Here is an 11730-nt window from a genome sequence, read left to right on the forward strand (position 1 = left end):
TGCTTAAAAATTACTGGGGAACCCTCAGCCCTGTGGGAGAGGGTCGGGGTGAGGGCATCAGCCCGCACATTTTTTCACCCATTCACAATCGCCAGCGTAAACCCATCCCATCCCTTAACCCCCACCGTTTGCAGCGCGGTGGCGGTTAAGCGCGGGTTATCCCCCGTCATCTCGATAAAACGCCGCACGCCCAGCACGCGCGCGTCGTCGCTTTGCCCGTTAATGACCTCGCCGTCGCGGACCACGTTATCGCCGATAATCACCGTGCCGGGACGGGAATAGTGCAGTGCCCACTCCAGATAGCCGGGATTGTTTGGCTTATCGGCATCAATAAAGATCAGGTCGAACGGCGGAACGTCACCGAAATTCTCCAGCGAGTTCAGCGCCGGGCCTTCAATTAATTCAATACGATCGTTCAGCCCCGCGAGGCGAATATTCTGGCGGGCAACATCGGCATGCGTCGGGTCAGCCTCGAGCGTAACCAGCTTTCCGTCCGGCGGCAGGGCGCGCGCCATCCAGATTGAGCTATAGGCGCCCAGCGTCCCGATCTCAAGAATGCGTCTTGCCTGCGTCATTCGCACGAACAGCGCCAGCAGCTGCCCCTGATTGGCCGCAACATCGTGTTCGGGTAGCCCGGCGCGTTTGTTGTTTTCAAGAACCTTCTGAAGAACCTCATCCTCAGGGATAAGCGAAGAAATCATGTAATTATCTACTGCAGACCATTGTTGTTGCATAGACTGACTCCTTAAGAGGGATTGCCGGGTGCGAAATGCAGGTCCGGTAAGCAAAGCACCACCGGGCAGGTTTTCAGGCACTGACCCATCCTCCGCCCAGTGCTTTATACAAATCAATCTGCGCCAGCAGCAGGTTATTTTTTACCTGCACCACGCTGGTCTGGACCGAGTACAGCGTGCGCTGCGCGTCCAGCACGTCAAGATAGGATGAATAACCGTTGCGATAGCGGTTCTGCGCAATGCGCAGCGTCTCCCGGGCCACATCCTGCTGGGCAAGCAGTTCCGTCAGCTGTTCCTGATAGCGCGTAATGGCATCAAGGCTGTTGTTCACTTCGGCAAACGCGTTACGCACGGTTTTTTCATACGCATACAGCGCCTGGTTACGCTGGGACTGGGAAATATCCACCTGCGCGTTCAGCGCCTGGCGGTTCAGCAGCGGGGCGAGAATGCTGCCGCCTGTGCTCCAGAGCTGGAGCGGGTTATCCAGCAGGCCGGAAAGGGTGCGATCCTGGATCGATCCGGTTGCGGTCAGATTGATCGACGGCAGCAGGCTGGCGCGTGACGCGGCAAGCGAGGCATCAGCCGCGACCAGCTGTCGCTCGGCCTGCACGATATCCGGCCGACGATTCAGGAGCGTGGAGGGCAGCTGTGACGGCAGCGTGAGCGGCGTTAGCGCCGCAAAGCTTTCGCTACGCGCTACCGCACCGGGATTGCTTCCCAGCAGCAGGCTCAGGGCATTCTCCTGCTGCGCAATCTGATGCCGCAGCACGGGCACCTGCGCTCGCGTTGAGCGAAGCTCGGAATCCGACTGCATCAGCTCCAGGCGCGAACTGTAGCCCGTCTCAAGCTGGCGTTTGGCAAGATTAAACGCCTCTTCGCGCGATTTCAGCGTGGATTCGGTCACGCGCAGCTGTTCATCAAGCGAGAGCAGGGTGACGTACCCGGAGGCAACGGACGAGGCGACAGTGAGATCCGCAGCCGCGGCGGCGGCTTTTTGTGCCTCCAGCGAGGCTTCGGCGGCATTGGACGTGCTGCGGTTGACGCCCCAGATATCAACGTCATAGCTCGCCGTCAGGCTGCCTCTGTACAGCGTGCTGTAAACCGGAAGCCCAGTGGCGGCGGATTGCGAACGGGCGCGCGTCCCGGTTACGCCCGCGTCGAGCGAAGGAAACAGGCTGCCGTCGGCGGCAAAGACCCGCGCCTGATATTCGTTTATCCGCTCGCGGGCAATCAGCACATCGCTGTTGTTTTTTAGCGCCTGGTCCACATAGCGGTTCAGGTCGTTGTCATGAAAATTGCGCCACCAGAGTTGCTCCGCCGGGCTGGTTGGCCCTGAGACGGTGCGCCATTGAGCCGGAATTTGCAGGGTCGGCTGCGCCGGCTTGACGTCAACGGACTGGCATCCGGCCAGCATGAGCGCCCCCACCAGCGCGGCTATCGGGCGAAGGATCATGGCTTCGCCTCCCGCGTATCAATCGTCACCTGGACCGACATACCCGGACGCAGCAGCGCAGACTCTTCAGGCTTACCGAGCACCTCAATGCGCACCGGAATACGCTGGGCGATTTTGACAAAGTTGCCGGTGGCGTTATCCGGTGTAATCGCGCTGAATTCAACCCCGGTCGCCGGAGAGATGCTCTCCACGCGGCCCTGATACGCTTTGTTGTTTAAGGCATCGACGGTAAACTTCACCGGCTGACCGACGCGCAGCTCCGCCAGCTGGGTCTCTTTGATGTTGGCAATCACCCAGTGCTGCGGCGGCACCAGCGTAGTGAGGTGCGTTCCGGCGGTCACGTACGCGCCGAGACGCACGGCAATTTGGCCGAGCTGGCCGTCGCGCGGGGCGATAATGCGGGTGTTTTGCAGGTCAATCTGCGCCAGCTCCAGCGCCGCTTTGGCGTTTTCAACATCTGCCTCCAGCGCGCCGCGGTTCACAATCACCGTCTGCAGATCCTGACGCGACATCTCAAGCGTGGCTTTCGCCTGGTCGATATCTGCGCTGCCCTGAGCCGCACTGGCCAGCGCGGCATCGCGCTCGCGAATGGAAAGCGACCCATCCGCCGTCAGATCCTTCACGCGCTTTAAATCCGCCTGGGTTTTCAGGCTCTGGGCGCGGGCATTTTTCAGCGCGGCTTCATTTTTGGCAATGGTCGCTTCGGCGCTTTTCCGCTGCTGCAGGTTGTTATTCAGCGCGGCAATTTTCATCGCCAGCTGCGCCTCGGCCTGATGGACGCGCTGGCGGTAGATGCGGTCATCGATCTGCAGCAGCAGATCGCCTTTTTTGACCTGCACAAAGTCCTGAACCTTCACCTCGGTGATATAGCCGTTAACCTGGGGGCTAATGAACGTCGTCTGGCCGCGCACGTAGGCGTTGTCTGTAAACTGCGCGTGGCGGGTAAACGGCGGCAGCTGCCAGGCGTAAAGAATGACCAGCACGCCGACAATACCGATGGCAGCGGCGGTGAAAACGGAAACAATGCGCACATTTTTGCGGGTGTTGGCCTGCTCTTTGGCGGCATCCTGCTGACTCATAAACTCTCCAGAAATATTACAATTATTTGTTGCCGGTGGCGTTCTTCAGCGCCATACGGGCAGTAATGCGCAGGCGCAGCAAGCGCCATAAAATCCAGACCAGCGTGGCGGCAGCGATGCTTGCCGTCAGCAGATAAGTATCGTTGTAGGCCAGAATATTTGCCTCAAGGGTGGTCACCGTCTGTAGCTGGGTAATGGCCTGCGTTCCCAGCAGCGTACTGTCGCCAATCAGGCTTTTATACATCTGGGTATAAAGCTGAATCCGCTCGTTGACCAGCGGGTTAAGCGTGGTGAGCTGATCCGCCAGCAGGCTGGAGTGGTATTTCTCGCGCCAGGTCTGGAAGGTGCCGAGAATCGCCGATCCCAGCAGGCCGCCGAGGTTCTGGCTCATGCCAAACATGACCGAAAAGCTGACCAGGTTACGCGGGTCGGCAATTACCCCGCCAATGGCGGCCAGCATGGCGGGCGCCAGGAAGAAGGCGCTGCCGAAGCCCAGCAGGAACTGGCTGACCATCAGCTGATCCGGGCGGGTCAGGTTATTGGACTGGCTGTCCAGCAGCGAGGCAACAATCATCAGCGCCAGAGAGGTGATAATCGGCCACGCCAGCTTTGTGGGCTTGATGGTGAGGCAACTGGTGACGATCCCGCAGACGATCCCGGCGAAAATAGACCACGCCAGATGGGTCATCTGCTCATTCTGTAACCCCACGTACTGTAGCCAGCCGATGACGCCGGTATTTTGCTCCGCCAGCACGATGCGGATCAGCAGCATGATCAGCCCCAGGCGAACGATGCTGCCGCTCGACAGCCAGCGGGTGTTCAGCAGCGGGTTGGCGCGGTTATGTTCAAACACGATGGCGGAAACAATCAGCACCAGCGATAGCGCCAGCGACCAGCCGATCCACGGCGCCTCGAACCACCAGTCAAGACGGCCTAAAGAGAGCACGGCGCAGAGCAGGGCCATTCCGGGAGCCAGTAAAAAGAAGGTGACAAAGTCTTTCTTCTCGAAGACCTTGCGTCGGTCACCCGGCGGCAGTTTTAAGGCGATTACGCAGGCCAGGGAGATCAGCGCCAGCCCCAGTTCAAAGAAATAGAGCCCGCGCCACTCGTCCAGCTGGAGAAGCTCAGTGGAAAACAGACGCGCCAGCGGAATAGCGAGCGACGATCCGGTGATCCCGATGGTAAGCGCCTTCAGGCGATGCTTCGCAGGCCAGGCCTGGATTTGGTAGTAAATCCCCAGCGAGCTGAGCGCTGCGGCCACCATCCCGTGCGCGGCGCGTACCATCAGCGCGGAACTGAGGTCGTTAACGAACAGGTGGAAAAAGGTGACCAGCACGTACAGCACCAGAAAACCTTCCGTAAAGGCGCGCAGGCCGTACTGTTGACGAAATTTGACCAGCAGCAGGTTAATGGAGATGTTGGTCATCACATAGACTGCGGGCAGCCAGGCGATTTCGGTCGACCAGGCCCCGAAGGTTCCCTGCAGGTTTTGCAGGTTGGCGGTAACCACCGCATTGCCCAGTGCCCCCGTCAGGCAAACCAGCAGCCCAACGACGCCATAGGCGACGCGTTTTGGCGTACTGTGCTCGGGAGTGGAAGGCGAACCCAGCAGGGCGGGTTTCTCATGGGGCTGCCACTCGCGAGGAGCATAAGGGTCGCGTTCGGGCAGGCGCATAACGTCATTACCTTAGAAATGATTGAATAATTAGCGGGCTAGCGATTCTACGTCTGCCGCAAATGATAATTCAAGTGAATATGATTTGCGCATGTTAATCAAATGTACGAGAGAAATTTAAGGAAAAAGAGCGGCACGATGTCGCCGTTGTGTTGAGAACCTGAAGTCGCTACCCTGCAGGGATAGCGAGAAGGAGTTCATCATGGAACAGACCCATTTTCCCATCCTGCCGGATGCCACACTGGCGGCCATTAATACTGTCGGTGAATGGCTGGCGCAGGATGACCTGAGCGGCAGCCGCCAGCCCCCGGACGTCGATGCGGTAATTCTGGCAGGGAACGCGGTGATCCCGACCATTGAGGCAGCCTGCCGTATTGCCGCGCAGCGAGAAATCCCGCTCCTGATTAGCGGCGGTATTGGTCATTCAACCGCGTTTTTATATTCAGCTATCGGCAATCATCCGCGTTATCACACCTTACAAGTCGAAGGGCGGGCCGAAGCGAGCATTCTCGCCGATATTGCGCGGGCGTTCTGGCAGATCCCCGAGGCGCGCGTGTGGGTTGAAGATCGCTCCACCAACTGCGGTGAAAACGCGCGCTTTAGCTGGAACATGCTGAAAGAGCGTCAGCGGACAAGCGGGCGCGTGCTGGTGGTGCAGGACCCAACGATGCAGCGCCGCACGATGGCGACGTTTGCCCGCGTGTGCCGCGATGAACCCGCATCACCGCAGTGGATCAGCCATCCCGGGTTTACGCCAGCGCTGCAAAACGGCACTGAGGGCGTAGAGTTTAGTGGGGGCAACGCCGGGCTGTGGCCCGTTGACCGTTATCTTTCACTGGTTATGGGGGAACTGCCGCGCCTGTATGATGACGTCAACGGCTATGGCCCGGCCGGGCGGGATTTTATCGCCCACGTTGAATTCCCTGAAACCGTCACCGCCGCATGGAGACAGCTTCAACAGGACCCAGTCCTGAAGGTGGCGCGTAAAATCATCTGAGCACGGAACAATCCCCTCGCCCCATTGGGGAGAGGGTTAGGGTGCGGGGAAAATCACAGCGCCGCAAACTTATCCAGCGTCCGCACCAGCTGCGTCACAAACCCATACTCGTTGTCATACCAGGCAACGGCTTTCACCAGCTGCAGGTCTCCCGCTTCTGACACCTCCGTCTGCGTGGCGTCAAACACCGAACCATAGTGCGAGCCAATCACATCTGACGACACAATCTCGTCATCGGTATACCCGAACGATTTATTCCCCTGGGTCGCCTTTTTCAACGCGGCGTTGATCTCCTCGACCGTCACCTTTTTACCCAGAATCGCTACCAGCTCGGTTACCGATCCGGTTTTCACCGGCACGCGCTGGGCGTGACCTTTTAGTTTGCCGCTGAGCGCGGGGATCACCAGGCCGATGGCTTTCGCCGCACCCGTGGTATGCGGAATAATATTTTCTGCCGCCGCCCGCGAGGCGCGCAGATCTTTCCCGCGCGGGCCATCCACCAGCGCCTGGGTGCCGGTATAGGCATGAATGGTGGTCATGGTGCCCACTTTAATTTCAAACGCGTCGTTCAGGGCTTTTGCCAGCGGGGCGAGGCAGTTGGTGGTGCAGGACGCGACGGAAATAATGGTATCACTGGCGTCAATGGTATCGTCATTCACGCTATAGACGATGGTCTTCATCTCACCCGCGGGCGCCGAAATCAGCACTTTCTTCGCACCGGCGTCCAGGTGCGCCCGCGATTTTTCTTCTGAGGTATAAAAGCCGGTGCACTCCACGACGATATCCACGCCCGCGGCTTTCCACGGAATGTGCTTTGCCTCTTTTTCGGCGTACACCGCGATGGTTTTACCGTCGACAATCAGCGCATCCTCGGTGAAGTCCACGCTCCAGGGGAAGCCACCGTAGTTGGAATCATGCCTGAGCAGGTAGGCCAGGACTTTCGGGGAGGTGAGGTCGTTGATGGCGACGACGGTATTACTGTCCTGGGTTTCAAGAAGGCGGCGCAGCACAAGGCGTCCAATGCGTCCAAATCCGTTAATGCCAATTTTACTCATGGTGTTCTCCTGTGAACGTGTCGATACGACAGTTTGAACTCATCCAGGCTTAGACCATCACGGGCAGGGCAGCAATTGAAGATGCTTCATGCGAGGGGAAGTATTTGAAAAACCATACAGAAAAGTTAATGAATTTTTAAGGAAAGGAGATTATGTTGGCGCGGTGACTGTTTTTTTTCAGGAAATCCCATGCGCACTAAATATACAAGCCTGCAAATCACGATTCACTGGCTGGTGTTTTTGTTAATCGTCGTCGCCTACTGCGCGATGGAATTCAGGGGCTTTTTCCCGCGTTCCGACCGACCGCTTATTAACATGATCCACGTCTCCTGCGGCATCTCGGTTCTGGTGCTGATGGTGGCGAGATTGCTGATCCGCCTGAAGTTTCCCGCACCGCCCATTCAGCCTAAACCCAAAGCGATGATTACCGGTATGTCCCACCTTGGGCATCTGATCGTCTATCTGCTGTTTATTGCGCTGCCGCTGATTGGCATTGTAATGATGTATAACCGTGGAAACGACTGGTTCGCCTTTGGTCTGGCGATGCCTCACGCGGCGGAGGGGAATTTTGACCTGGTGGATGTGCTGAAGGAGTGGCACGTTACGCTGGCAAACCTGGGCTATTTCGTGATTGGTCTGCACGCCTTTGCGGCGCTGATGCACCACTATTTCTGGAAAGATAATACTCTTTTGCGCATGATGCCGAATAAGCGTCAGTAGTCTTTAACTCTTGCCGGGCGGCGCAGCGCCACCCGGCTTGTTTTTTAACCCAGAAGAATACGCTCTTCATCAGTTAACGCCAGCGTCTGCGTTGACCCCGTCTCTGACGATTTCACCGCCGCTTCCAGAATAGCCATGACCGCTAACGCCTCGACAGGATGAACGGGATTGGCGATCTTCCCGAGCATCGCATCCCGCACGTTGATGTAGTACTGCCGCTGATCGCCCTTTGGCGTGGCAATCGTTTGGGGTTCACCATCAGCTCCGAAGAACACCATGCTGTCGTCGTCTTCGCCCCAGGCGTCGCTGCCGGGGATTACGCCAGCCAGCAGCTGCGCTTCCTGCTGATCGATTCTGGCTTTCACCACGCTGCCTTTGTCCCCGTGAACGGTAAAGCGCGCCGTACCGCCAGCCACCAGCATGCTGGCATGCAGAACCACCTTATGATCCGGGTAATTGAGGACCACGTGCGCCCAGTCGTTAACCTCTGCGCCGTCGCGCAGCGTGGCGATATTTCCCTGAACAGACTCTGGCAGGCCAAACAGCTGAAGCGTCTGGTCGATCAGGTGAGGGCCCAGGTCAAACCACAGACCGCTGCCGGGGACGTTCTGCTCGCGCCAGCGCACGCGCACTTCCGGGCGGAAGCGGTCAATATGCGACTCCAGATGTTTAACCTTGCCAACCGTGCCTTGCTCAATAATCTGCTTAATGCCGAGGAAATCGCTGTCCCAGCGGCGGTTGTGGAAAACGGAGAGCAGAAGCTGCTTTTCATCCGCCAGGGCAATCAGGTCCCGGGCTTCCTGCATGTCCAGGGTGAAAGGCTTATCCACGACCACGTGTTTTCCCGAGTTCAGGGCCAGCGTCGCCAGCGGCGCGTGGGTGGCGTTAGGGGAGGCAATGACCACCAGGTCGACATCAGGATGTTGAATGGCTTCTTCGGGCGTGGCTACCACCAGCACATCCGGAAGATCGCGCTTCACTTTCTCTTCATCACGGGAAGAGACAACCGCCAGCTTGAGCCCGTCCACGGACTGGATCAGCGGGGCATGGAAGGTTTTACCGACAAAACCATACCCGATCAGCGCAATGTTGATTGTTTGAACTTTACTCATGACCTTCTCCACGTTATTGCGCGCACACCGTGACCCGTAATGCGCCAGGGTCCCCAAGCTCAGGCCAGGGACGATCTAAAAAGAGTTGATGAATATCGGTGAGCCCGGAGACCAGATACGGCTCGCAGCGGTTAACTTTCAGGTGATCGGCAACAATCCAGTGCGCATGGCTTGCGGCGAGCATCGCGCGTTTCACCTCGGCATCCGCTTCTTTACCGGCACTCAAACCGAGTTCGGCATGAAGGGCGCACGCACCGAGAATGGCGATATCGGCCCGATAGCGTGACAGCAGGGACAACGTGGCGCTGCCGGCAAACAGGCGCTGCTTCGGGTCCCATTTTCCGCCGAGCAGAATAAGCTCAATGTCTTCCCGGTCGCTAAAATGCTGGGCGATATCCAGCGAGGTAGTGATCACGGTGTGAGGTCCCTGCAGAAAAGTAGCGACGGCCATCACCGTACTGCCGGCATCCAGAAACAGGGTGGAACCCGGCGGAACCGCCTGCGCAACCTGTTTCCCCAGACGCTGCTTGGTTTCCGGCAGCAGGGTATTGCGGCCCTGACGATTCATGGCCGAAAGATTCAGAGCAATAGCCCCGCCGTGATTCTTCTGGGCAAGCCCCTGATTTTCCAGATCGGTCAGATCCCGACGAACGGTGTCCGCCGAAACCTGCAGCTTTTCTGCCAGCTCGGTGATGCTGGCCTGACCTTGTTCACTGAGAATATCAAGGACATAGCGTTGACGTGCGGTTTTGTGCATGGGCAGCAATCCTGCAAAATGTCGCAATAAATCGCATAATACAGCATTTTGACGCAGAAGGAAGGGGCATCATAAACCAGGTTGATGTTTGATTATTGGAATTATATTAAGCGGATATCATTAAGCCGTTCTGAATGTTAACCACAGTGTTAATGTTATGTTTTAATCAACGATTTGGGTTATGTAACCAACGCATTGTCATTAATTGGTGGAATGTGCTGATATGAAATTAAAATAAAGCATTTAATGTCTGATTTATGTTTTTTATTGGAATTATTTTTCAACAAATCGATGGCTCTTACTTAAGTTGACACTTCTTTGAAAATCTTTGTGTCTGACCCGCTCAGAAATTAACGCAAAAATGTGCGCAGAGGAGATTAAGAATTTTCCTTAAATTACAGTGTGTTTTGATGTTTCATCTGAAAGGCTACTTTCGGAGTTTTGTCCAGAAACCCCATGTTTTTTCTTATATGTAACACCGCATTAACATTGTGGGTGTAGTGGCCTATACCACATTTTGTTATGCTGCAAATCAACTTATGAAATAAGTAATTTCTTAAATTTAATAAGACAAAGGCGGATCTCATCTCCATCGGAAATGGGTATGGGGAGCTTTACCTGAAATTTAGCGAGGAAGTTAAATAAGATATTTGTCTAATTATCTGTACCTCTTTTTGGGTAATTGCTTGAGTATCACTCAGAGTCAGGGAGATAAAATGACGATATTACGCAAGCCTGTTTCACGCCAATTTATAGCTACGCTGGCGTTAATTTCATTAGCCCTAAATACGGCTTATGCCAATAGTGACGCGGTAGGTATTGCCCCGATGGCAACGACGACCTTAAAGGAAAGTATTCTTTTCGCTATCGATCGCGATCCGTCAATTAGCCAGCAGGCCGCGCAGTTAGGTATTGGTCAGGCGCAAATAGACGAGGCGCGCAGCGGCTGGATGCCGCAAATAGCGTTGAACGGGAGTACGGGGCATAGCCAGACCACCGATTCCAGCGGTTCGCTGAAGAACTCTGCGGCCTGGGGAGTGAGCCTGACCCAGCTGATATACGATTTTGGCAAGACTAACAATAGCATCAGCCAGTCTTCCGCCCAGCGCGATAGCTACCGCTACCAGCTGATGAGCACGCTTTCTGACGTGGCGGAAAAAACGGCGCTCGGCTACGTGGAGGTCAAACGTTATTCCGACCTGCTACAGGCGGCAAAAGAGAATGTTCAGGCACTGAAAAACGTGGAGCAGCTGGCAAAACTGCGCGCCGATGCGGGCGTGAGTTCCACCTCCGATGAACTCCAGACCCGCACGCGTATTGCCGGCATGCAGGCGACGGTGGCGCAGTATAACGCCGCGTTGAACAGCGCCCGCGCAAGGCTCGCGGTATTAACCGGAATGCAGGCAGATCATTATTCGCCGGTACCCGCAAACCTCGCCGTTGAGCCGGATTCGCTCAACCGCATTGATTATTCGTTAATACCGGCGGTAATGGCCGCGCAGAATATGGAACGTTCGGCCCAGTATGGTGTTGAAACGGCTAAGTCCCAGCACTGGCCAACCCTGAGCCTGAAGGGGGGACGCACGCGTTACGAGTCGGACAACCGCTCATACTGGGACGACCAGATCCAGCTCAATATTGACGCACCGCTTTATCAGGGCGGCGCGGTATCCGCACGCGTGCGTCAGGCTGAGGGCGCCCGGGCGATGGCGTCCTCTCAGGTCGATCAGGCGCGTTTCGACGTGCTGCAAAAGGCCTCCGTCGCGCAAGCTGACTGGACCGGCGCACGGGGAAGAATGGAGGCCGGGAAGCGGCAGCTGGAAAATGCGCTGCGGGCCCGCGAGGTTTATAAAAATGAATACACCCTGAGCAAGCGGAGCATTAATGATTTGCTCAGCGTTGAGCAGGATGTCTGGCAGGCCACGTCGGCGAAAATAATCGCCGAGTATGATGGCTGGAGTTCGGCAATTAATTATGCTTCCGCGGTTGATAATTTAATGCCGCTTATTGGAATAGAGAAAAACGCTGCCGCAAAATTACCCGATTTGAGTTAACAAAAGCTACGCATAGCTGCACGAAATAAGTTTGAAAATAATGGGTGTTTTTTCCCAGGGATAGTTACATCCGTCTGGTGGATATATCCACAGG

The 11730-nt window shown here is 56.3% G+C and carries 10 protein-coding genes; 3 read left to right on the forward strand and 7 right to left on the reverse strand.

What is annotated here, in order from left to right; genetic code table 11:
• Positions 1 to 74 precede the first annotated feature (74 nt).
• The 4 genes from INF73_RS09640 to INF73_RS09655 form a co-directional block, all read right to left on the reverse strand.
• Positions 75 to 734 (reverse strand): O-methyltransferase, encoded by a 660-nt coding sequence (locus INF73_RS09640; protein ID WP_045261395.1) that lies wholly within the window; start codon positions 732 to 734, stop codon positions 75 to 77.
• A 73-nt stretch (positions 735 to 807) separates the two neighbouring features.
• Positions 808 to 2187, reverse strand: coding sequence for an efflux transporter outer membrane subunit (locus INF73_RS09645; RefSeq protein WP_193540191.1), 1380 nt, complete (start codon positions 2185 to 2187; stop codon positions 808 to 810).
• Positions 2184 to 3266 carry an HlyD family secretion protein gene (locus tag INF73_RS09650; RefSeq protein ID WP_047368507.1) on the reverse strand — a complete coding sequence of 361 codons (1083 nt, stop codon included), beginning with the start codon at positions 3264 to 3266 and terminating at the stop codon, positions 2184 to 2186. Before INF73_RS09650 ends, INF73_RS09645 begins: the two co-directional genes overlap by 4 nt.
• Positions 3267 to 3288: 22 nt before the next feature.
• Positions 3289 to 4941 carry an MFS transporter gene (locus tag INF73_RS09655; RefSeq protein ID WP_048959898.1) on the reverse strand — a complete coding sequence of 551 codons (1653 nt, stop codon included), beginning with the start codon at positions 4939 to 4941 and terminating at the stop codon, positions 3289 to 3291.
• 202 nt (positions 4942 to 5143) lie between these two features.
• Here INF73_RS09655 and INF73_RS09660 point away from each other — a divergent pair, with 202 nt between their 5' ends.
• Positions 5144 to 5938, forward strand: coding sequence for a YdcF family protein (locus INF73_RS09660; protein WP_193067061.1), 795 nt, complete (start codon positions 5144 to 5146; stop codon positions 5936 to 5938).
• Positions 5939 to 5991: 53 nt separating this feature from the next.
• Here INF73_RS09660 and gap read toward each other — a convergent pair whose 3' ends face one another.
• Positions 5992 to 6993: a type I glyceraldehyde-3-phosphate dehydrogenase gene (gene gap / locus INF73_RS09665; RefSeq protein ID WP_028013079.1), complete on the reverse strand. Its 1002-nt coding sequence runs from the start codon at positions 6991 to 6993 to the stop codon at positions 5992 to 5994.
• Positions 6994 to 7182: 189 nt separating this feature from the next.
• Between gap and cybB the strand changes: the two genes are divergently transcribed.
• Positions 7183 to 7713, forward strand: a complete 531-nt coding sequence (gene cybB / locus INF73_RS09670) for a cytochrome b561 (RefSeq protein ID WP_032644876.1) — start codon at positions 7183 to 7185, stop codon at positions 7711 to 7713.
• Between the two features lie 44 nt (positions 7714 to 7757).
• Here the strand turns inward: cybB and INF73_RS09675 are convergent, their stop codons facing one another.
• Both INF73_RS09675 and INF73_RS09680 read right to left on the reverse strand, forming a co-directional pair.
• Positions 7758 to 8825 (reverse strand): oxidoreductase, encoded by a 1068-nt coding sequence (locus INF73_RS09675; protein ID WP_193540192.1) that lies wholly within the window; start codon positions 8823 to 8825, stop codon positions 7758 to 7760.
• A 13-nt stretch (positions 8826 to 8838) separates the two neighbouring features.
• Complete coding sequence (locus tag INF73_RS09680) at positions 8839 to 9582, reverse strand: DeoR/GlpR family DNA-binding transcription regulator (protein ID WP_028013082.1); 744 nt, start codon at positions 9580 to 9582, stop codon at positions 8839 to 8841.
• Between the two features lie 716 nt (positions 9583 to 10298).
• On the opposite strand from INF73_RS09680, the gene INF73_RS09685 reads away from it, so the two are divergent.
• On the forward strand, positions 10299 to 11636 hold the full coding sequence (locus INF73_RS09685; RefSeq protein WP_193540193.1) for a TolC family outer membrane protein: 1338 nt from the start codon (positions 10299 to 10301) through the stop codon (positions 11634 to 11636).
• The last annotated feature ends 94 nt before the right edge of the window (positions 11637 to 11730 follow it).

The sequence above is a fragment of the Enterobacter cloacae complex sp. P6RS genome (assembly GCF_014982245.1).
Lineage (GTDB): Bacteria > Pseudomonadota > Gammaproteobacteria > Enterobacterales > Enterobacteriaceae > Enterobacter > Enterobacter bugandensis.

Coding starts and splice junctions, on each gene's coding strand:
- INF73_RS09650 (WP_047368507.1), bottom strand. CDS start 3,266: ATGAGTCAGCAGGATGCCGCCAAAGAGCAGGCCAACACCCGCAAAAAT.
- INF73_RS09660 (WP_193067061.1), top strand. CDS start 5,144: ATGGAACAGACCCATTTTCCCATCCTGCCGGATGCCACACTGGCGGCC.
- cybB (WP_032644876.1), top strand. CDS start 7,183: ATGCGCACTAAATATACAAGCCTGCAAATCACGATTCACTGGCTGGTG.
- INF73_RS09655 (WP_048959898.1), bottom strand. CDS start 4,941: ATGCGCCTGCCCGAACGCGACCCTTATGCTCCTCGCGAGTGGCAGCCC.
- INF73_RS09640 (WP_045261395.1), bottom strand. CDS start 734: ATGCAACAACAATGGTCTGCAGTAGATAATTACATGATTTCTTCGCTT.
- INF73_RS09675 (WP_193540192.1), bottom strand. CDS start 8,825: ATGAGTAAAGTTCAAACAATCAACATTGCGCTGATCGGGTATGGTTTT.
- INF73_RS09685 (WP_193540193.1), top strand. CDS start 10,299: ATGACGATATTACGCAAGCCTGTTTCACGCCAATTTATAGCTACGCTG.
- INF73_RS09680 (WP_028013082.1), bottom strand. CDS start 9,582: ATGCACAAAACCGCACGTCAACGCTATGTCCTTGATATTCTCAGTGAA.
- INF73_RS09645 (WP_193540191.1), bottom strand. CDS start 2,187: ATGATCCTTCGCCCGATAGCCGCGCTGGTGGGGGCGCTCATGCTGGCC.
- gap (WP_028013079.1), bottom strand. CDS start 6,993: ATGAGTAAAATTGGCATTAACGGATTTGGACGCATTGGACGCCTTGTG.